Annotated in this window: 21 protein-coding genes and 5 tRNA genes; 14 read left to right on the top strand and 12 right to left on the bottom strand. The window is 43.5% G+C overall.

Annotated features, from left to right (window positions below; genetic code table 11):
* Positions 1 to 50: 50 nt before the first annotated feature.
* From ruvX to recN, 3 genes are all read right to left on the bottom strand, one after another.
* The gene (ruvX, locus tag CDG62_RS17740) at positions 51 to 494 is read right to left on the bottom strand and encodes a Holliday junction resolvase RuvX (RefSeq protein WP_087527062.1); all 444 of its coding nucleotides are present in this window, start codon (positions 492 to 494) and stop codon (positions 51 to 53) included.
* Positions 487 to 1,041 (bottom strand): YqgE/AlgH family protein, encoded by a 555-nt coding sequence (locus CDG62_RS17735; RefSeq protein ID WP_087527061.1) that lies wholly within the window; start codon positions 1,039 to 1,041, stop codon positions 487 to 489. Before CDG62_RS17735 ends, ruvX begins: the two co-directional genes overlap by 8 nt.
* 112 nt (positions 1,042 to 1,153) lie before the next feature.
* On the bottom strand, positions 1,154 to 2,815 hold the full coding sequence (recN, locus tag CDG62_RS17730; RefSeq protein ID WP_087527060.1) for a DNA repair protein RecN: 1,662 nt from the start codon (positions 2,813 to 2,815) through the stop codon (positions 1,154 to 1,156).
* 390 nt (positions 2,816 to 3,205) lie between these two features.
* Between recN and CDG62_RS17725 the strand changes: the two genes are divergently transcribed.
* From CDG62_RS17725 to CDG62_RS17715, 3 genes are all read left to right on the top strand, one after another.
* A complete protein-coding gene (locus CDG62_RS17725; RefSeq protein ID WP_087527059.1) occupies positions 3,206 to 3,529 on the top strand; it encodes a pyrimidine/purine nucleoside phosphorylase in 324 nt (107 codons plus the stop codon).
* Between the two features lie 142 nt (positions 3,530 to 3,671).
* Positions 3,672 to 4,421: a 23S rRNA (guanosine(2251)-2'-O)-methyltransferase RlmB gene (rlmB, locus tag CDG62_RS17720; protein ID WP_087527058.1), complete on the top strand. Its 750-nt coding sequence runs from the start codon at positions 3,672 to 3,674 to the stop codon at positions 4,419 to 4,421.
* Positions 4,422 to 4,453: 32 nt separating this feature from the next.
* The gene (locus tag CDG62_RS17715; RefSeq protein ID WP_162904047.1) at positions 4,454 to 5,371 is read left to right on the top strand and encodes a DMT family transporter; all 918 of its coding nucleotides are present in this window, start codon (positions 4,454 to 4,456) and stop codon (positions 5,369 to 5,371) included.
* 13 nt (positions 5,372 to 5,384) lie between these two features.
* Here CDG62_RS17715 and coaE read toward each other — a convergent pair whose 3' ends face one another.
* From coaE to pilB, 4 genes are read right to left on the bottom strand one after another with little or no spacing between them, the layout of a single operon-like run.
* On the bottom strand, positions 5,385 to 5,984 hold the full coding sequence (coaE, locus tag CDG62_RS17710; RefSeq protein ID WP_087527057.1) for a dephospho-CoA kinase: 600 nt from the start codon (positions 5,982 to 5,984) through the stop codon (positions 5,385 to 5,387).
* A gap of 6 nt (positions 5,985 to 5,990) precedes the next feature.
* Positions 5,991 to 6,851, bottom strand: coding sequence for a prepilin peptidase (locus tag CDG62_RS17705; RefSeq protein WP_087527056.1), 861 nt, complete (start codon positions 6,849 to 6,851; stop codon positions 5,991 to 5,993).
* Positions 6,851 to 8,077 carry a type II secretion system F family protein gene (locus tag CDG62_RS17700; protein WP_087527055.1) on the bottom strand — a complete coding sequence of 409 codons (1,227 nt, stop codon included), beginning with the start codon at positions 8,075 to 8,077 and terminating at the stop codon, positions 6,851 to 6,853. Before CDG62_RS17700 ends, CDG62_RS17705 begins: the two co-directional genes overlap by 1 nt.
* Positions 8,078 to 8,107: 30 nt before the next feature.
* Complete coding sequence (pilB, locus tag CDG62_RS17695; RefSeq protein WP_087527054.1) at positions 8,108 to 9,820, bottom strand: type IV-A pilus assembly ATPase PilB; 1,713 nt, start codon at positions 9,818 to 9,820, stop codon at positions 8,108 to 8,110.
* A 279-nt stretch (positions 9,821 to 10,099) separates the two neighbouring features.
* Between pilB and tpiA the strand changes: the two genes are divergently transcribed.
* The 11 genes from tpiA (at position 10,100) to CDG62_RS17640 (ending at position 17,349) form a co-directional block, all read left to right on the top strand.
* Positions 10,100 to 10,891: a triose-phosphate isomerase gene (gene tpiA / locus CDG62_RS17690; protein ID WP_087527053.1), complete on the top strand. Its 792-nt coding sequence runs from the start codon at positions 10,100 to 10,102 to the stop codon at positions 10,889 to 10,891.
* A gap of 13 nt (positions 10,892 to 10,904) precedes the next feature.
* Complete coding sequence (secG, locus tag CDG62_RS17685; RefSeq protein WP_004692710.1) at positions 10,905 to 11,234, top strand: preprotein translocase subunit SecG; 330 nt, start codon at positions 10,905 to 10,907, stop codon at positions 11,232 to 11,234.
* 53 nt (positions 11,235 to 11,287) lie between these two features.
* Positions 11,288 to 11,372, top strand: a tRNA-Leu gene (locus CDG62_RS17680).
* Between the two features lie 49 nt (positions 11,373 to 11,421).
* Positions 11,422 to 11,498: transfer RNA gene (locus tag CDG62_RS17675), tRNA-Met, on the top strand.
* Between the two features lie 73 nt (positions 11,499 to 11,571).
* Positions 11,572 to 11,648, top strand: a tRNA-Met gene (locus CDG62_RS17670).
* Positions 11,649 to 11,716: 68 nt separating this feature from the next.
* Positions 11,717 to 11,793 (top strand) — tRNA-Met (locus tag CDG62_RS17665).
* Positions 11,794 to 11,882: 89 nt separating this feature from the next.
* A tRNA-Met gene (locus tag CDG62_RS17660) sits at positions 11,883 to 11,959 on the top strand.
* Positions 11,960 to 12,187: 228 nt separating this feature from the next.
* Entirely contained in the window at positions 12,188 to 12,712 is a 525-nt protein-coding gene (gene rimP, locus CDG62_RS17655; RefSeq protein ID WP_004692708.1) for a ribosome maturation factor RimP, read from the top strand.
* Between the two features lie 39 nt (positions 12,713 to 12,751).
* Positions 12,752 to 14,236, top strand: a complete 1,485-nt coding sequence (gene nusA / locus CDG62_RS17650; protein ID WP_087527052.1) for a transcription termination factor NusA — start codon at positions 12,752 to 12,754, stop codon at positions 14,234 to 14,236.
* A gap of 9 nt (positions 14,237 to 14,245) precedes the next feature.
* Positions 14,246 to 16,945, top strand: a complete 2,700-nt coding sequence (infB, locus tag CDG62_RS17645) for a translation initiation factor IF-2 (protein ID WP_087527051.1) — start codon at positions 14,246 to 14,248, stop codon at positions 16,943 to 16,945.
* The gene (locus CDG62_RS17640; RefSeq protein WP_087527050.1) at positions 16,945 to 17,349 is read left to right on the top strand and encodes a ribosome-binding factor A; all 405 of its coding nucleotides are present in this window, start codon (positions 16,945 to 16,947) and stop codon (positions 17,347 to 17,349) included. The genes infB and CDG62_RS17640 overlap by 1 nt, the downstream gene beginning before the upstream one ends.
* 375 nt (positions 17,350 to 17,724) lie before the next feature.
* On the opposite strand, the gene CDG62_RS17635 is transcribed toward CDG62_RS17640, so the two are convergent.
* From CDG62_RS17635 to CDG62_RS17615, 5 genes are read right to left on the bottom strand one after another with little or no spacing between them, the layout of a single operon-like run.
* Entirely contained in the window at positions 17,725 to 18,123 is a 399-nt protein-coding gene (locus CDG62_RS17635; RefSeq protein ID WP_004692702.1) for a Na+/H+ antiporter subunit G, read from the bottom strand.
* Positions 18,124 to 18,134: 11 nt separating this feature from the next.
* On the bottom strand, positions 18,135 to 18,410 hold the full coding sequence (locus tag CDG62_RS17630; RefSeq protein WP_087527049.1) for a monovalent cation/H+ antiporter subunit F: 276 nt from the start codon (positions 18,408 to 18,410) through the stop codon (positions 18,135 to 18,137).
* Positions 18,407 to 18,928, bottom strand: a complete 522-nt coding sequence (locus CDG62_RS17625) for a Na+/H+ antiporter subunit E (RefSeq protein WP_087527048.1) — start codon at positions 18,926 to 18,928, stop codon at positions 18,407 to 18,409. The genes CDG62_RS17630 and CDG62_RS17625 overlap by 4 nt, the downstream gene beginning before the upstream one ends.
* 2 nt (positions 18,929 to 18,930) lie before the next feature.
* Positions 18,931 to 20,739, bottom strand: a complete 1,809-nt coding sequence (locus CDG62_RS17620) for a monovalent cation/H+ antiporter subunit D (protein WP_087527047.1) — start codon at positions 20,737 to 20,739, stop codon at positions 18,931 to 18,933.
* A complete protein-coding gene (locus CDG62_RS17615; protein WP_004692695.1) occupies positions 20,739 to 21,104 on the bottom strand; it encodes a Na+/H+ antiporter subunit C in 366 nt (121 codons plus the stop codon). Before CDG62_RS17615 ends, CDG62_RS17620 begins: the two co-directional genes overlap by 1 nt.

Below are 21,104 nucleotides of genomic sequence, written 5' to 3'. Positions count from 1 at the left end.
TTATTGGATGCTTTTTTAAGATGATTCGCTATGTTTCGATAGACTTTGAACTAAGGAGTAAGTCCTTTGGGTTCACGATACCAACTTTCAATAAATAATGCAGCGGCAAGGCTATCTGCAGAGAGATTTTTCCCTCTCCCTTGTGTTTGGTAATGACTTAACTCATCACGGGCAGAGCGAGTACTTAAACGCTCATCCACCATCCACGTTTCAATATTGGTCTGATGACGTAAACGACGCGCAAATTTACGCGCGCGGGCCGAGAGTTCTGATTCACTATCATCCATATTCAGCGGCAAACCGACTAAAAATAGATTGGGTTGATATTGCTTGATAATTTTATGTAAATCATCCCAATTGGGAATGCCATCTTTCATGGGAAACAAAGCCAAAGGTGTTGCACTTTCAATCAGTGCTTGACCGACGGCTATACCCATTTTTTGTGTACCGAAGTCAAATGCCATAATCATTTGGGGTGTGTTTAAATCAGGCATGTCCAATCTCAGAAGACAACCAGGTTCGGTCTAGCCCGAGCTTTTTATAGGCAGCATCCCAACGGTCGTCATAAGGAATATTAAAAATCAAATCCATATCAGCATCACAGACTAACCAATCACCACGAGACAATTCATCTTCCAGTTGATTTTTGGTCCAGCTGGCATAACCCAAAGCAATTTGATAGCGGCCTACACCTTCATTATGCGCAATCGCATCTAAAATATCTTTAGACGTGGTGATACAGATATTTTCGCCCACTGCAATCGAAGAGTGCCATGTCGGCTGGCCCGTATGTAAGACAAAGCCAGCTTCTGGACGCAAAGGCCCACCTTGGAGAACATCGTGTGGTCGGACGTGATCGGCTTCAATTTCAAGATCATTGAGCAGTTCTTTGACTGAAAGCCCTGAAGGGCGGTTGATGATGATGCCTTGAGCACCTTCTTCATCGTGTCGGGCCAAATAAATCACGGTATGGGCAAAGACTTCATCTGCCATATCGGGTGGGGCAATGAGACAGCGATGCGTCAGATATTGTTTGCTCACCTAAAGGCTTCTCCTTGAAATTAAAATGCTTCTAGTCAAATGTTGTTATTTACCACGTTACTAGACTAATGCTCTTTCTCCAAATCTTTTTTTGTGATCTAGTCTACATAAATCAGGCAGATTGAAACTTCAACTGACGTAACTGCTTGGCATGTTGGAGCGTGGTGTCATTAATTTCAACGCCGCCTGTCATACGTGCGAGTTCATCAATGCGCTCATCTTCTTCTAAGTTTAAAATGGTGCTACTGGCAGGGTCGGTCTGACGTTTTTTCACCAACAAGTGCTGGTCAGACTGTGCTGCAACTTGAGCTTGGTGGGTAATACACAGAATTTGCACATGCGAACCCAAGTCGGCCAAGAGACGACCAACAATTTCGGCTGTGCCACCACTAATGCCGACGTCAATTTCATCGAAGACTAAAACTTCTGCTTCAGTTTTTTCAGCATTCATCACTTGCATCACCAATGCGATACGTGACAACTCTCCCCCTGAGGCAACTTTGGCCAAAGGTTGCGGTGGAATGCCTTTGTTGGCGGTGAACAGTAATTGGATAAAGCTCAAGCCTTCACTAGAGACCTGCTCCATCGGCTCAAATTTGAACTCAAAGTGTGCTTCAGGTAGGGCCAATTGTTTGACCTGTTCGGTTAAATGTTTCGCCAATGGTGCGGCTGCATCGCGACGAATTTGGTCAAGGTGTTGGGCTTTATTTAACAGGTCTTGATGCGAGACTTCAACTTGCTCAGCAAGGGTTTCTGGATCTTCTAATAAATGGAGTTTTGCTAGTTCAGATTGCCATTGTTCATGTTCTTGTTTTAAGTGTTCTGGTTGCGTACGGTACTTACGGGCAAGACGGTGGAACATCTCAAGCTGGGTGTTCAACTCTTCCATGCGTTCTGGGTCATAGCTTTGACGGTCAATAAACTGACGTAGGTTGGCTGTGGCATCTTCAAGCTCACTTTGTGCATTCAGCAAAGAAGTATGAATCTCGGCCAACTGTTCACTGCGTCCTGCATGTGATTCTAAGCGGCGAATAATACTGGAAATTTCTTGATTAATATTTTGTTCAGCATCATCTAAGGCCGTAACAGCATAACTACAGTCCTGCATGATGTTTTCATGATGGGATAAGCGATCGAACTCTTGTTCAATCTCTTGATAGTCGATTTGCACCACATCTTCGAGTTCCTCTAATTGTAAACTCAAGGTATCCATACGCTGTTTACGCGTGGCTTGAGCATCCAATGCTGCTTGGTGCTGACGAATGTCTTTTTGCCATGTGCTATAGGCTTCACGCACAGCATGCGCTTCTGGGTAGAAGTTATGATAGAGGTCTAACCAGCGTCTTGGATAAGGTGGCTCTAATAGTTGTTGTTGACTGTGTTGACTATACAGCTGTACAAGCAAACGCCCGATTTCTTTCAATTCAGCTAAGCTGCTCGGACGACCATTAATCCATGCTTTACTGCGGCCAGTGGCAAAAATAACCCGTCTTAAATGAATTTCGCCTGACTCATCATCTAATTCATGTGCCTTTAACCAAGTGGCTTCAGGGCTGTGCTCTTGATAGCTGAAAATAGCTGTGACATCAGCTTTGTCTGAACCGAAACGAACATAGTTGGTATCGGTACGTTCACCCAGACAGGCAGACAGTGCATCTAGCAATAATGATTTGCCTGCACCTGTTTCCCCAGTCAGGACATTAAAACCTTGATCGATATCAAGGGCTAAGTGATCGGCTAAAGCAAAATTAATTAAAGTTAAATGTGTCAGCATAAACGCATCCGAGCTGCGAAAAGTTTTAGTTTAAGATAGTGAAGTTTTATTCAGCCGACAAGACGGCAATGCTATTCGTTTTCTGTAAAGTCGGCTTATTTTAACGTGAATCTTAAAGTCGACCTAGCAGATTTTTTAAAACAGCGTGTTATAGCAAACGAGGCACAAACGGATTGATATGCGACATATACAGAAAAAGTACGACCCAGCGAATCGACGTATTGGCAAAAAACACGCCAAAATAGGTTGGAAATTGAGGCAATTGTACGATGGTCTGACTTTAACAAAATATTGATTGAGAGGAATAAAACATCGATTGATTAGTTAATCGCACATCTTTAAACTAGCGAATCAATACGAATATAAATGCGCATTATCTGGAGTGTACGCATGTCAACTCAGTTCGATCATGTCTCTGTCATTAAAAAATCCAATGTTTATTTTGGCGGTTTATGCATCAGCCATACTGTGCAATTTGAAGATGGTACCAAAAAAACGTTAGGGGTCATTCTTCCGACAGAGCAAGCTTTGACGTTTGAAACACATGTAGCAGAGCGTATGGAAATTATTTCAGGCGAATGTCGTGTACAAATTGCAGACAACGAAGAGAGCGAATTGTTCCGCGCAGGTCAGTCTTTTTATGTGCCCGGTAATAGCCGTTTTAAAATTGAAACCGACGACGTATTGGACTACGTGTGCCATTTAGAAGGCTAAACCTTCAACTGATACTCGCCAAGTAATTTCAAGCGAAATCGGTTAAACTATCTGTTGCATAGCAATCCTGTAAAGTCAGCTTTACAGGATTTTTATTTTGGCGCATCGTGTCGATGGTCATTTATTTTTTTAGAGGTCCTACATGGCTAAACCTGAATATTTCTATGGCGTTCATTCGGTGGAGTCATTGTTGGAACTTGAGCCTGAACGCGTACTGACGCTTTTTACCTTAAAAGGGCGTGATGACCAGCGTTTAAAGCGTGTGCTTGAGTTGGCTGAACCGTTTGGTATTAGCGTACAACAAACGGGTCGTGATCGATTAGAAAAAATGGCTGGCTTACCGTTCCACCAAGGCGTTGTGGCTGCGGTCCGTCCTAATCCAGTTTTCAATGAAAAAGATCTAGAAGCTTTACTTAAACAGTCGCCAAATTGTTTATTGCTGGGTTTAGACCAAGTCACCGATCCGCATAACCTCGGCGCATGTATCCGTACTGCTGCTGCAATGGGCGTTGAAGCTGTGATTGTGCCTCGTGATCGTTCTGCAAGTTTGACCCCGACTGCGCGCAAAGTTGCGGCAGGTGGTGCTGAAAAAGTTAAATTTATTCAAGTGACTAATCTAGCTCGGACGTTAGCGCAAATTAAGGAAGAATTTAATGTGCGTGTGGTTGGTACCATGTTGGATGAAAAAGCCTTGCCGTTACAACAGTTCGATTTTACGGGTACTGCTGTATGTGTGGTGATGGGTGCTGAAGATACAGGCCTGCGCCCAATTACCCAGTCTCAATGTGATCAAACAGTATATATCCCGATGGCAGGCAACTTGCAAAGTCTGAATGTCAGTGTAGCAACGGGTATGGCTTTGTATGAAGCATGTCGTCAACGTAATGTCTAAAATTTTTTAATTTCCGATTCAATTTAAATCCAATGATGACCCCTCAAAAACAAGGCTATGTATTTATTGCCATCACCATGTGTATTTGGGGGGGATTTACCTTAACGGCTCGGCTCAGTGCCAATTGGGGTATTGGTGCGTGGGATATTACCGCCTTACGTTTCCTGTTGGCGTTTTGTATCTTAATGCCAATCTTGATCTATAAAAAAGATACAGCCTTTTTGTGGAGGAAAGAGCCTTTCATTTTAGCGATGATTGGTGGGGTGTGTTACTGCATCACCGCTTACAGCGCTTTTCATTATGTGCCTGCGGCACATGCTGCGATCTTTCTGAATGGCTGCATTCCATTTTGTACGGCTGTTGCAGCTTATCTGTTATTTCGACAACCATTTGACCGGCATACTTGGCTCAGCCTTAGTATTATGTTGCTCGCACTGATGGCCATGAGTGGGCTGATGTATCAAGAAACAGGTGTTGCCTTTAGTTTAGGCGATGGCTTATTTTTCCTCAGTGCTGTGCTGTGGGGAACATTTACCGTTTTATTGAGACAATGGAAACTGTCGGCATGGCACTCCATGGCAGGTGTTGCGATTTGGGCTGCGATAGTTTTTGTACCGATTTATGTTTTATTTTTACCCAAAACTATCGCACATGTGCAACCTGTGCAATTGATTGCTCAGGTGGTATTTCATGGTGTGTTTGTGGTCATCGTGGCGACTCTTACTTATGTAGAAGCTATTAAGCGTTTAGGGGCATTTAAAACAGGCAGTATTGTGACTTTGGCACCTTTTATTGCGGCGATTATTGCAGTTCCTTTACTCAATGAACCTTTGAGTGTTGCCATTTTATGTGGTCTTGTGGGAATGGGAGTCGGAGCCTTACAACCGTGGCGTTGGATACGACAGGACAGTCTGAAAGCCCAACTCGCACAACAAAAAAAGCAGTCATAATCGACTGCTTTTTTTAGACTTCTGAATGGGCTAAATATTTTAAATGCAATGGTCTGAGCTGCGCGTACAAGTGCTCCAAGTGCCCATCATTTATCACAATATCATCGGCTAATGCTTGTTTTTGCTCACGAGACATTTGCGTTTCTATGATGGTTTGAATTTGCTCAATGGTTTGATGATCGCGCTGCGAAGCACGGCGAATCTGGATATCAATTGAAGCATCGATCAGGAGTGTATGCTGTGTCAGTTCATGCTGATTGGTTTCAAAAAGTAGCGGTGAAACCAAAATCGCATAAGGGCTAGTTGCAGCTTGTAATTGTTGCATGATGGACTGACGAATTGCAGGGTGGGTGATCTTTTCCAATTGCTTGCGGGCAGACGGGTCTTGAAAGATGTGTTCACGTAAAGCGCGTCGATTCAGTTCGCCATTGTCCAGTAAGACCCAATTGCCGAAGCTGCTTTGAATTTGCTGAAGTGCGGGTTGCCCTACAGCAACAATCTCTCGAGCAACGACATCAGCATCGACTACTTGAATACCTTGCTGTTCAAACCAATGACTTGCCGCAGATTTTCCACTGCCAATCCCGCCTGTCAGACCTAAAATAAATGACATATTATTTTAATTGCCTAAATATATTTTCATAATTTGCTCACCCCACAAGAAGGCAATCCATCCAGCAATGGCAATATATGGGCCAAAAGCAAAAGGCTGATTTTCTTTACGAACTTTGAGCAGGATGATGCCGATAATGGCACCTACGAAAGAGGAAAGTAGCACAATCAGTGGCAGCAACAAAGGGCCCATCCATGCGCCTAAAGCAGCAAGTAACTTAAAGTCGCCATAACCCATACCTTCCTTGCCTGTGATGAGTTTAAACAGGTAGTAGACAATCCATAAGCATAAAAAGCCAATGATGTAACCCCAAATGGCTGCTGTCGGTGTGGTGTAAATCGCATAACTATTGACCCCTAAACCCAGAGCCGCAAGGGTGAGGGTATAGCGATCAGGTAAAAGCTGAGTGTCAAAATCAATAAAGGTTAAGGCGATTAAAATATACGTGAGTACGAGACCGAACAGCATTTGAATCGTTGGGCCAAAGACTGTAACTACGACCAATGCACAAATGGCAGTCAGAAGTTCAATTGCAGGATAGCGAATGCTGATCGGGTTATGGCAAGTGCCACACTTTCCTCGTAGCAGGAACCAACTCACTACAGGGATATTTTGATACCAGTGTATGGCACTTTTGCATTTTGGACAGGTTGAGGCAGGCTTACTCAACGTGAGTTTCGTTTCATCAATAATCGGCTGCTCAGGATGAAGCAGAAGTTGGCAGTCGGTACGCCATTCTTGTTCCATCATTTTTGGCGTGCGATAGATCACCACATTCAGAAAACTACCGATGCACAAACTAAAAACTCCAACGGCGAAATACAGCGCCATTGGAGTATTGATAAGATAGGAAATTATTTCTTGCATTAAACCACAGAACCCATTTGGAAGATTGGTAGATACATGGCAATCACTAGGCCACCCACAAGTACACCCAAGACCGCCATGATGAGAGGCTCCATCATTGCTGTTAAGCCATCCACCGCATTATCGACTTCGTTTTCATAGTGAGTTGCAACTTTATCCAGCATGGCATCTAGTGCACCAGATTCTTCACCAATCGCTACCATTTGTACGGCCATGGAAGGGAATTTATTGGTAGCACGCATTGCGAATTGAAGTTGTTGCCCTGTTGCGACATCTTCACGGATTTTCATCACGGCTTCTTCATAGACTACGTTATTAGTGGCACCTGCTGTAGACTCGAGAGCATCAATTAAGGGTACACCCGCAGCAAAGGTTGTGGACAGCGTACGACTATAGCGCGCGATAATCGCTTTATAGACTAAATCACCGAAAATCGGGGCTTTCAACGCGGCTTTATCTAGCATGTCACGAAACTTTTTACTACGTTTTTTGGTTTCGAGTAAAGCCGTAATCACCACACCGACCAAAATAATTAAAATGAACCAGTATTTCTGCATCCACTCAGACATATTCACCACCATTTGGGTGAATGCAGGTAAGTCTGCACCAAATGAGCTAAATAAATCTTGGAAAACAGGTACAACTTTGACCATCAAAATAATGGTTACGATCACGGCAACTACAACCACGGTTGCTGGATACTTCATAGCTTTCTTAATTTTTTGTTTGAGTAATTCACTTTTTTCTTTATAAACCGCGACACGATCCAGCATGGTCTCAAGTGCACCAGATTGTTCGCCAGATTCAACAAGTGAACAAAATAAGTTGTCGAAATATTGCGGATATTTTCTGAGTGCTCCAGCAAAGGTATTACCACCTTCCACTTCGCCTTTGATGCCGAGGACAACTTCACGCATAGACGGGTTTTCCAAACCTTCAGCCACAATTTCGAAACCTTGTACCAGTGGTACACCCGCTTTCATCATGGTTGCGAGCTGTCGGGTGAAAATTGTGATGTCCAGTGTCGTCACTTTTTTCTTGATAATGCCTTCAAGAATATTCTTTTTCTTTTCTCGAATACTCTTGATGGTAATCCCTTGTTTGCGCAAAGTAACTTTGGCGAGGGCAAGATTACGTGCAGGCAATTCCCCTTTAATTTTTGCCCCTTTACGATCAATCCCTTCATAATTGAAGGTTGGCATCATCTGTGCTTTTTTGACAGCCATGCATTTATCCTTATTCTTTCAATATTTCAACTATTCGCTGGTTACACGATTCACTTCTTGTAAGGAAGTGACCCCCTGCATAACCTTGAGTAAACCTGAACGACGTAAATTGTTAAATCCTAACTTTGCAGATGCTTCAGCAATCTGTAAGGCATTGCCATCTTCCATAATAATTTTTGAAATTTCTGGCGTGACTTTCATGACTTCATAAATACCAACACGTCCTTTATAGCCTTCACGACACTCAGCACATCCCACGGGTTGATAAACTTTGAAGTCTGGATCTTGGATATCTGTTGAAGTAAAGCCCATTTCGAGCAAGCTTTGTTCGGGAATGTCGACAGTGGCTTTACATTGATTACATAAGCGACGTGCTAAACGTTGTGCAATTACCAAATTGACCGATGTCGCAATGTTGAAAGATGGAACCCCCATGTTGCGTAAGCGTGTCAGGGTTTCAGGTGCACTATTGGTGTGGAGTGTCGACATGACCATGTGACCTGTCTGTGCGGCTTTAATCGCGATTTCAGCTGTTTCAAGGTCACGAATCTCACCGACCATCACAATATCAGGATCCTGACGTAAGAAGGACTTTAGTGCAGCAGAGAAGGTGAGGCCGACTTTATTGTTCACATTAACCTGATTAATGCCTTCTAAGTTAATCTCAACGGGGTCTTCTGCAGTTGAGATATTGGTGTCTTCTTTATTTAGAATATTCAGACCTGTATATAGCGATACCGTTTTACCTGAACCTGTCGGACCAGTAATTAACAACATGCCTTGTGGTTTGTCCAAAGCTTGCATAAACAGGTCTTTTTGATCTGGTTCATAACCTAAAGCATCAATCCCCAACATAGCACTAGATGGGTCGAGAATACGCAGAACCAATTTTTCACCAAACAAGGTTGGAAGAGAGTTGACACGAAAGTCGATGGCTTTACTTTTCGACAGCTTTAATTTAATTCGGCCATCTTGTGGAACGCGTTTTTCAGAGATGTCCATTTGTGACATAACTTTCAAGCGAGAGGCAAGACGAGTCGCCAGTTGTAGTGGTGGGCTGGCAATATGACGCAGAACCCCATCTACACGATAACGGACACGGTAAGATTTTTCATAAGGCTCAAAGTGTAAGTCTGATGCGCCCATACGAATCGCATCGATCAGTAATTTATTGATGTATTTGACGATCGGAGCTTCATCGCCTTGAGGTGAGTCATCTTCTTCGTCATTTGAGTTCTGAGGGTCTTGTTCTAAGTCTAAATCAATATCTTCATCAGAAAATTCAAAGCTATCGGCTTGTGCAAAATTTTGTTCGATCAGTTTTTCAAGCTGAGGATGTTCAACAATAATTGCTTCAATATTCATTTTAGAATTGAAGCGAATCGCATCCATCGCATCCATGTTGGTTGGATTGCTGGTGGCGATATAGAGGATATTGCCACGACGGTAAATCGGCAACACCCGATGCTTGGTGATGAGTTTGTCTTCGACCAGATCCCGTAGAATTTGTACAGAATCATAGACACTTAAGTCAAAAACAGGCTCTCCGAACTCCAAAGAAATCGTCTCAGCGATCATTTGTGGAGAGAGTTTGTGGTTTTCAATTAGATAAGGGACGATGTCTTGCTGAGCCTTTTTTGCAGAGAGCATTGCCTGTTGCATATTTTCAGCAGTCATGCGTCCGTCTTCGACTAAGCGTCGAATGAAGCCTGTGAATTTAGGCAAACCATTTGATACTGACATTCCCCAGATCCTTAACTTCTCAATTGTTTATAATTGGTATCGTAAAATTATACTTTTGTTGCACAAAAATACCATATCTGAAAGTGTTGTCACCACCTTAATATCGATTAAAAGCATGAACTGGTCGTGATAGCAGGCTGTTTTTTTACAAAAAGATGTCTTTATTTTCATTCGTATTATTTTGATTGCCGAAGAAATTCTAGAAGAAAACTATCTTTGAAAAATAAATACCGTGTAGAATGAGGCCGTTTTAATGAACTGTTTTGAATAGGGTGCTGTATGTCGGGTTCGACGATTAAGCCATGGGTTGTCGGCAATTGGAAGATGAACCCAATGCAGGCAGATGCCAAGCAATTGCTTCAAGAATTTAAACAGCTCTTGCAAGAGAATGAAATAGCAGAAGAAAAATGTAATATTGGGCTTGCGCCTGTGACGCTGGCTTTGACTTCAATGCAGGCTGAATTGGCGAATGCTGTACGTTCAGTTTTTACTGTGGCGCAAGATGTTTCGCGTTTTGGCAACATGGGTGCATATACGGGTGAGGTGAGCGCAGAGCTGCTCAAAGATAGTCAAATTGAATATGTTTTGATTGGTCACTCAGAACGTCGAGAATATTTTGCTGAAAGCGCAGCAATTTTAAATGCGAAAGCTCAAAATGCCTTAAATGCGGGTTTAAAAGTCATTTACTGTGTCGGTGAAAGCTTAGAACAGCGTGAATCTGGTCAGGCAGAAGTAGTCGTTTTACAACAAATTTGCGACTTGGCCAGTGTGGTAACGGCAGAGCAGTGGCCTCATATTGTGATTGCCTACGAGCCAATTTGGGCCATTGGTACAGGAAAAACTGCTTCACCAGAAGATGCGCAAACCATGCATGCTAAAATCCGTGAAGGCCTCACGCAAATTACCAGTCATGGCGCGAAAATGGCCATTTTATATGGTGGTAGTGTAAAAGCTGAAAATGCAGTAGAGTTAGCGACCTGTCCAGATATCAATGGTGCACTCGTCGGTGGGGCATCTTTAAATGCAACGTCGTTTTATAAAATTGTCGAAGCATTTGCAAATACAAAATAATTAGGAGTTCAGCATGCAAACTTTTGTGCTGGTAGTACATATTATCTTAGCTGTGTTGATGATCGTGCTGATTTTGGTCCAGCATGGTAAAGGTGCAGATGCTGGTGCTTCGTTTGGTGGTGGCGGTGCTGCAACTGTATTTGGTGCATCAGGTTCAGGTAATTTCTTGACCCGATTGACTGCGGTCTTGACGGCCTTGTTTTTTATCACCAGTTTGTCGTTGGCTGTGTTTGCCAAAAAGCAAACCACAGATGCCTATAGCTTAAAGTCAGTGCAAACGACAAGTTCTGCACCTGCACAATCGACTGAAACTTCGCCAGCTGCACCTAAAACAAGCGAATAATTGGAATTAGTCCTTTCTTTTTTGTGGCGATGCTACTAGAATGCGTCACAGCTGCGGTGGTGGTGGAATTGGTAGACACGCTACCTTGAGGTGGTAGTGCTTTCGGGCGTGGGGGTTCAAGTCCCCCCTTCCGCACCAACTTATGAATCCAGAAGATTAAGTTGGTGTATGCAGCAAATTCTGTTGATGCGGGATGGAGCAGTCTGGTAGCTCGTCGGGCTCATAACCCGAAGGTCGTTGGTTCAAATCCAGCTCCCGCTACCAATCAATCTTATTTTAGAAGCAAACTAAAGTGAGTAACTTAAGTGATTAAGTTAAGAATGTTTTTGCGTTTTGATGCGGGATGGAGCAGTCTGGTAGCTCGTCGGGCTCATAACCCGAAGGTCGTTGGTTCAAATCCAGCTCCCGCTACCAATCTTATTTTAGATGCAAACTAAAATAAGCAGTTTAAGTGATTAAATTGAATAATTTTTGCGTTTTGTTGCGGGATGGAGCAGTCTGGTAGCTCGTCGGGCTCATAACCCGAAGGTCGTTGGTTCAAATCCAGCTCCCGCTACCAATTTGATTTAGGTGCAACTAAATCAGAGCAAGTACGAAGTATTTAGATTGAAAAATAGTTCATATTTGTATATAATTTTTGCACGTTGATGCGGGATGGAGCAGTCTGGTAGCTCGTCGGGCTCATAACCCGAAGGTCGTTGGTTCAAATCCAGCTCCCGCTACCAAGTTTCTAAAAAGAGGCTCACAACAAGGTGGGCCTTTTTGCACAGTGGATATTAATTTTCTGTGCAATAATTGGGGCGATTACGCCCTTTTTTATTGGCTATCGTGTAGTGTCGATGTGAGCCGGATACGGTGAAAGTCAAAGTGTCATGTTCCACTACTACTATAGTTTGTATTGGCTTGTAGTGGTCTGTTTCGGCCATTGAATCGCACAAAAATGACGAGAGTAAATGAAGCTATCAAATAAAACTCAAGCACTCCAAGACTTAATTGCTCCTGCAGTGCAAGCCTGTGGTGTTGATCTTTGGGGAATTGAATTCCTTCCTCAAGGAAAACGTTCTTTATTGCGCATTTATATCGACAAAGCTGTCGACGAAAATGCAGAACCTATCATCAATGAAGATGGTGAAGAAGAGCAGGGGCGTGGCATCGGCGTACAAGACTGTGTACGCGTGACTCAGCAAGTCGGCGCAATGATGGATGTCCATGATCCAATTTCAGGTGAATATGCACTTGAAGTGTCATCTCCGGGTTGGGATCGTCCATTTTTCCAACTTGAACAATTACCTGCATATATTGGTCAACAGATCGCTTTTCGTTTGATCAGTGCGGTCGATAACCGTCGTAAATTCCAAGCTAAATTGGTTGCTGTAGATCTTGAAGCTGAAATGATTCAAGTCGAAGTGGAAAAGCAACAGGTGCTTGAAATCGATAGTAATAATATTGATAAAGCTAATTTGGTCTATCAAGATTAATTCATTTAATAAATAAGAATCTGAACGAATAGGTGGCTTATGGCACGTGAAATTCTTACCGTAGTTGAAACGGTTAGTAATGAAAAAGGTGTACCTCGTGAAGCGATTTTCGAAGCCTTAGAACAAGCGCTTGTTGCTGCGACTAAAAAGAAATTTTACGAAGGAACAAACTCTGAAGAAGCTCAGCTTCGTGTAGAGATTGATCGTAAAACGGGCGAATACAGCACTTTCCGCCAATGGGAAGTGGTTGCAGATGAAGATCATGAAATGCCAGCATGTCAAGATGCGATTTCTGATGTTGATCCTGCACAATGGTCGATTGGTGATATTCGTGAGCTTGAAGTGCCTTCAATTGACTTCGGTCGTATTGCGGCGCAAATTGCAAAACAAGTCATTGTTCAAAAGATTCGCGAAGCTGAACGTGCGCTGATTGCAGATGCCTACGAGTCTAAAGTGGGTGAGTTGATCTACGGTGAAGTGAAAAAGCAAACCAAAGATGGCTTTATCATTGACTTAGGTGACAATGCTGAAGCATATCTTGCACGTGAAGAAATGATTGCAAAAGAAATTTTGCGTCCGAAACAACGTGTAAATGCGATTTTGTTTAATGTGAACCGTGAAGGTCGTGGTGCACAATTACAATTGTCACGTGCCAAGCCTGAAATGCTCATCGCTTTGATGAAGAAAGAAATTCCTGAAATTTCTGAAGAAATTATTGAGATTAAAGCGGCAGCGCGTCAACCTGGTGTTCGTGCTAAAATTGCTGTGAAAACCAATGATCATCGTATTGATCCAGTGGGTGCATGTATTGGTATGCGTGGTACACGTATCCAAGCAGTTCAGCAAGAATTGAACGGTGAGCGTATTGATGTTGTTGTATGGTCTGATGATCCTGCGCAGTACATTGCGAGTGCTTTAGAGCCGGCAGATGTATCGGGTATTGTGATTGATGAAGAAGAGCGTACAGCGGACATTATTTTCGCAACTAGCGATCAATTAGCGCGTGCGATTGGTTCACAAGGTCAAAACGTACGTTTAGCTTCTGAACTTACAGGCTACAAACTCAACATGATGCTTGAAGATGAGTATCATGCTCGTCAGCAAAATGAAGCACAACAATACTTAGACCTATTTGTATCGCGTCTAGATATTGAAGAAGATTTGGCAATGGCATTGGTTGAAATGGGCTTTACTTCTTTAGAAGAGATTGCTTATGTTCCAGCTGAAACATTTGACGAAATCGAGCTAGATGCTGAAGTTGTTGAATTACTTCAAAGTCGTGCCAAAGAAGTTACATTGGCTGATGCATTACAGCAGCAAGAAAACATCCAAGATCCAAGCGCGGAACTCGTTGCAATGGAAGGGATGACACAAGAGATTGCATATGCACTCGCAGCACGTGGTGTTATCACAGTTGATGACTTGGCTGACCAAGCGACTGACGATATTGCTGATATTGAAGGTCTGGGTACAGAGAAAGCGGGTCAACTTATTATGAAAGCGCGCGAATCATGGTTTAACTAGGAGATCTACATGACGGATAAGACGATACAAGAGTTAGCTCTCAGTGTGAACCGCCCTGTTGAGAAGCTCCTAGAGCAGGTTCGTGATGCTGGTTTACCACAGCGTAAATCGGACGATATAATCTCTACTGAACAACAAGATGCCCTCGTGCACCATTTGAAGAAAATTCATGGTCAAGACGATGGTCAGGCAGGAAAAATCACGTTGAAACGTAAAACGACCAGTACCGCTAAAGTGGCGAGTACATCAGGTAAGGCAAAAACGATTAATGTAGAAGTTCGCAAGAAACATACATTTACCAAGCCAGATCCAGAACAAATTAAAGCGGAAGCTTTGGCAAAAGCGCAAGCGGAGCAACAAGCTCGTGCGAACGTTCAAGCTATGGTTGAACCTAAAGCTGAAGCTCCAGTAGTAAATAAAGCGGCTGCAAACTTTGAAGCGATGCGCGCTGCTGCAAAGCAAGAAACGACGAAGCAAGAAGTAGCAAAAGCTGCGGTAGTTGTGAAGCGTAAATCAAACAATAAGCCTGTGGTTAAAGCACAAGTTAAAGTTGTTGAAACACCTGAACAGAAAAAAGCACGTGAAGCCCAAGCTGCTCAACTCAAAGCGACTGAAGAAGCAGCACGTCGTAAGGCAGCTGAAGAAGCACAGCAACGTACACTTGAACAAATGCGTCAAATGGCATCTAAGTATTCAAACGAAGATGCAACTGCGACCATTCGAGTAGTGGATGATTCTCCACTTGCTGCGGGTCTGGTTGGCCAAGCATATGAAGACTCATTTGCAAAAGAAGACCGCGATATCAAACGTGGTACCAATACGCCAGCTACACGTGCACCGAAGAAAGGTGGTCGTCGTGGTGAAGAGCAATCTTTCCGTGATAACTCGCATAAACGTGGTTTGAAAACAAGCTCTGCAAACAAGCATGGTTTTGAAAAACCTGTTAAAAAGCAAGTGTATGATGTTGAAATTGGTTCAACCATCGTGGTTGCTGACTTGGCTGCGAAAATGGCAGTTAAGGTACGTGAAGTAATTAAGTCACTCATGAAAATGGGTGAGCTTGTAACTCAGAACCAAGCGATTGATCAAGAAATTGCGGCATTAATCGTAGAAGAAATGGGCCATAACCCAGTTCTTGTATCGGATACACAAGCAGAAGATAACTTACTCGAAGCAGCAGAAGAAGCACGTGGCGCTCAAACGACTCGTCCTCCTGTTGTGACCATCATGGGTCACGTTGACCATGGTAAGACATCGTTACTTGACCGCATTCGTCGTTCAAAAGTGGCAGCTGGTGAAGCGGGTGGTATCACTCAGCACATCGGTGCGTACCATGTTACGACGGATAAAGGCATTATCACATTCTTAGATACTCCGGGACACGCAGCATTTACTGCAATGCGTTCACGTGGTGCGAAATCGACAGACATCGTGGTATTGGTTGTTGCAGCGGATGATGGTGTAATGCCACAAACAGCTGAAGCAATTGATCACGCACGTGCTGCAGGTACGCCAATTATTGTTGCAATCAACAAGATGGATAAAGAGTCTGCTGATCCAGACCGTGTATTGAATGAATTGACTGTGAAAGAAATCGTGCCTGAACAATGGGGCGGTGATGTTCCAGTTGCAATGGTTTCAGCACATACAGGTCAAGGCATTGATGAGCTTCTCGATATTATTTCAATCCAAGCTGAATTGCTTGAGTTGAAAGCATCTGAAGAAGGTGCTGCTCAAGGTGTCGTGATTGAAGCACGTGTAGACAATAGCCGTGGTGCGGTAACGTCTATCCTTGTTCAAAACGGTACATTGAAAGTAGGTGACCTGGTTCTTGCGGGTGCATCTTATGGTCGCGTACGTGCGATGACCGATGAAAATGGTAAACGTATCCAATCTGCAGGCCCTTCAATTCCAGTTGAAATTTTAGGTTTACCTGAAGCGCCAATGGCGGGTGATGAAGTTCTGGTTGTGAATGACGAGAAAAAAGCACGTGAAGTTGCCGATGCACGTATGGATCGTGAACGTCAAAAACGTCTTGAGCGTCAAAGCGCAATGCGTCTTGAAAATATCATGGCGTCTATGGGCAAGAAAGATGTGCCTATCGTCAATGTGGTATTGAAAACTGATGTACGTGGTACATTGGAAGCATTACACGTTGCTCTTGCTGACCTTGCAACAGACGAAGTTAAAGTCCGTGTTATTGGCTCAGGTGTTGGTGCGATCACTGAATCTGACGTAACACTAGCTGAATCTTCTGAAGCAGTACTTCTTGGCTTTAACGTACGTGCGGATAACGCAGCTCGTCAAAAAGCGGATGCTGACGGCATCGACATTCGTTACTACTCAATTATCTATCAATTGATTGATGATGTGAAAGCAGCGATGAGCGGTAAACTTGCACCAGAACACCGTGAAACAATTCTGGGTGTAGCTGAAGTACGTGAAGTGTTCCACTCAAGTAAGTTTGGTGCTGCAGCAGGCTGTATGGTACTTGAAGGTGTATTACACCGTAATAAACCAATTCGTGTCCTTCGTGATGACGTGGTTGTGTTCCAAGGTGAGCTTGAGTCACTTCGTCGCTATAAAGAAGTGGTTGAAGAAGTTCGCGCAGGTATGGAATGTGGTCTTGCGGTGAAAGGTTATAAAGACATCAAAGAAAAAGACAAGATCGAAGTCTATGATGTTCAATTGATCAAACGGAGTCTTTAATGGCGGGTAGTCAACGTCTTAAACGCATGGCGGATACAGTGCAACGTGAGTTGTCTGAACTGATTCGTCAAGAGTTGAAAGATCCACGCTTAGGTGGTCTCGTGACCATCTCTGCGGTGAAGGTTAGTCCAGACTTAGGTTATGCTGAAGTATATGTGACTGTGATGGGCCGTGAGCTTGGCGATGAGCAAAGTGAAACAGCCAATAAAGAAACGCTAGATGTGCTGAACAAAGCATCTGGTTTCTTGCGTCACGAACTCGGCCGTCGTATTAAGACACGTATTACACCGCGTTTGCGTTTCCATTACGATAAAACCAATGCATATGGTAACTATATGTTTGGCCTGATTGCTGAAGCAGTGAAGGATTTGCCTGCTGACGAAGCAAACAAAGATGATGAATAATTCAGTTTAAGTGAATTAAAAAGCCACCTTCGGGTGGCTTTTTTTATGCGGGGTAATAGTTGGAGCTCAGTCAAAACATGAGAGATATTGAGGATAGAGCGTTGAGCTTTTAGGGGGGGCTTATCAGGTTGTTGTGGATTGATATGGGCAATGATTTACTAGGGGAGACTTTATCTTTTGGTTTTTGTTTGACTCTAGTATTAAGCAGATTGATCAGTCCAACTGTTGGCCAAGATAATCGAGGGGACACTATTTGATACGTTTGAACATTATCATCGGTACAATATACAGATGCATGAATTAGCGCAACAACACCATGTCAGTGCTGAAGCGCTAGAAATGTATTTATTTTTATATCCTTAAGGGCACAAGCGTTTAAAGACGATGTTCAGTGTCTTCATGCTTATTGCTAAAAGCTCTGCGGCGGGTACGTTGCCAAGGCAGTGGTCGGTTGAGTGCTTCTGGAACGTCACCACTCAGTGAGCGTAAGCGTAAATGTAGCGCCGCTTGTGCCATCAAATTTGCCGATACAGGTGCGGTTAAAAAGGCAAACAGCGTTAATAACAGTTCGGCAAAACCAAAGCGTCCTTGAAATGCAGAATAGATCATTGCCGCGATCAAGAAGCTCCCTAAGCCTAAGGTGCTTGATTTGGTTGGGGCATGCAGACGCATGAATAAATCGGGCAGGCGCACCATTCCAATCCCTCCGACCAGCATGAAGAAAGTGCCGATCATGAGAAAAATTGAGACTAAAATTTCCATCGTAAGTTGCATCGATCTCGCTCCTAGTCAATCACATGACCTGAGGTGAAGTAACGTGCTAAAGCGGCTGTAGAGACAAAGCCGAGCATCGCAACCAAAAGAGCACCTTCAAATAATGAAGTGCTGGCCCAGTAAATGCCTAAAATAATAATGAGGCAGATTGCATTTAAAAAGAGTGTATCGAGTGCTAAGAGGCGGTCCACAATTGACGGACCGATGATTAAGCGAATTAAGCACAGCAACATTGAAATGGTGATGGCAATTAAACAAATCCCGAGGGCATAAGGCAAAATGGTCATGCTTTGTCTCCTGCTTCGACACCAAAAATTTGCATCAACGGTTTTTCATAACGCGCTTTGATATTTTCAATCTCGGCATTTTCATCATCGGTGCTGAGGGCGTGAACTAAAATATCCCCACGATCTTGATCGATGCCTGCGGAAACTGTGCCTGGTGTGGTGGTAATAATCATCGCCAATAAGGTGTTTACTTCCTCATGTTGTGTTTCCAGTGGAACGCGAAACCACTTGGGTTGTAGACGATCAATTGGGCCAAGGACCAATTTAGCGACTTGAATATTCGACACCACAATGTCGTATAACACCACAAAAAATAGTTTTACCGCTGCTTTCCATTCAATATTTGGGGTGTAAGCAATGAATGGTCTGATCAGACGCGGAATAAAAATGGCCAGTAAAAATGCCATCACTAAGCTGGCTGCCTCGACACTATGTGCCAACATCACCCAGCTCAGCGCAACAATCACCGAGACAAAAGGGTGGGGTAACCAACGTTCCAAAAACGGAGTTTTTTTCATGTTTAAGGCTCCACCATCGGTTGTAGGCTTTCAGCATCGGGATTTACTTCAGCCTGTTGTTGCTGTTGCATCTGGCGTTTTTTGTATTCAGAAATATGCTCGCCTTCCAGTGTTTCTTCTGAAATTAAATATGGAATCAAATGTGCATTCGGATCTACGCGTTCGCCACCATATTTGGTTTCAGGTAAATTTTCACTGTCGAAAGGTTGTACGCTAATGGTTTTTCCATGCTCATCAGTTTTGAGCAAAGTCTGTTCATAAAGCGCATTATTTTGGATTTGTTCAGCCGTTTGGTATGTGTACTTTTGAATCGGACCTGCAAAGACCATATAAGCCATTAAACCGACCAACAGTAGATAAATGGTTTTGTCATTACGCTTCGGTGCTTGTTCGGGTAAGGCTTGGTACGCGATATAAGCAGCTTCATCAGGATTGTCCTCAGGTTTGGTTGCGCGCCAAAAAATCACGAAACCGACTCGTGTAAACGCAATAATACTCAATAAGCTCACCACTAAAACGGTCACAATAATCAGTAATTGATACGGTGAGTGTGCGGTGGCTTGGAGAATAAATACTTTGCCTAAGAAACCACTAAAGGGTGGTAAACCAGCCATCATTAAAGCAATGGTGAAATAGGTTAAGGCCACCACCTTATGCTGTTTCATTTGCGGCGCAATTTTAAAATGGTCTTTAAACTCACCACGTTGAGAGGTAATCCAACCACTTAAAATATAGAAAGCTGCCGCAATAATGGTGCTGTGTACCAAATAATACAGTGCCGCTGCCCATGCCAAAGTATTGAATAGGGAAATGGCGATTAAAATCGTGCCCACAGAAGACAAAATCATAAAGCCAATAAAACGACGTAAGCGTTCTGCACCCATTGCACCTATTACGCCATAGACTGAGGTAATTAAACCTATCGGTAATAAAATGTATTGCAGAATTTCACGGCTAATTGCATCGTCAAATACAGTACCATTAACACGTAAAATGGCATAAATACCGACTTTGGTCATGATAGTAAACAGAGCCGCCACAGGCGTCGTTGCCACCGCATAGGTTTTGGGTAACCAAAATCCGACAGGTAGCATGGCTGCTTTAATGCCAAAGACTGTAAACAACAATAGCCCACCTGCAACCGCGATACGATGTTGATCGGCTTCTAATACAGGCATCAAACGTGCAACATCCGCCATATTGAGGCTGCCGACGCTACCGTAAATCATGCCAAGCCCAATCAAAAACAGAGCTGACGCCAACAGGTTGATGGTGACATAGTGAATGCCGAGTTGAAAACGCGCTTTGCCTTGACCATGCAGTAACAAGACATAGGAAGCCATCAACAAAATTTCAAAGAATACGAACAGGTTAAATAAGTCGCCTGTCAGGAAGGCACCGGTTAAACCCATCAGGAGGAAATGGCACATGGCATGAAAGTAACGTCCACGCTCATCCCATTCTTTACTGGCAAACCACATTACTGGAACAGCTAAGCCATAGGTTAAAACCAGCATCAGGGCAGACAGTTGGTCGAGGACCAAAACAATACCAAACGGCGCAGCCCATTCGCTGAGGTTGTAAACACTGATTTGCCCTGAACTGGCAAAGATCAGATAGTTAACTGCAGTAAATAAGCCCAACAGGCCAGAGGTATAACTGATGCCTCGACGCCAAGGTTGTCGCCAGTCTTGTGCTAAAGAGCCTGATCCCGGATTACCCAATAACACCAAAATAAAGGCGGTAATGGCAGGAATTAAAATACTAAAAATTGGGGTATGTTCGGTCCAAAATTGGATGAAGTCATTCATTATGGCTCATCCTCACGTGGGTCAATTTGTGGTATTTCTTCTTTAGAGTCAACGTGGTCGGTTCCTGTTTCATAACGACTGCGTAAAGCCAGTTGTACAATAAAAGCCGTGGTAGCAAAGCCAATCACAATCGCAGTTAACACCAAGGCTTGTGGTAAGGGATCAGTGGCTTTGCTGGCTTCAGTGAGTACTGCGGGTGCATTCAGTTGAAGTCGCCCCATGGCAAATAAAAATAAATTGACGGCATAACCAATCATGGCCAAGCCAAGTACCACAGGGAAGGTACGGGCACGCAAAATCAGATAGATGCCTGTGGCAGTCAACAAACCAATAGCGGAGGCAAGTAACAGTTCTAAACTAATCAT

It is taken from the genome of Acinetobacter sp. WCHA55, assembly GCF_002165305.2.
Lineage (GTDB): Bacteria > Pseudomonadota > Gammaproteobacteria > Pseudomonadales > Moraxellaceae > Acinetobacter.
The sequence above is the reverse complement of the archived record's forward strand: the minus strand, read 5'-3'. Positions and strand labels throughout refer to the sequence as shown.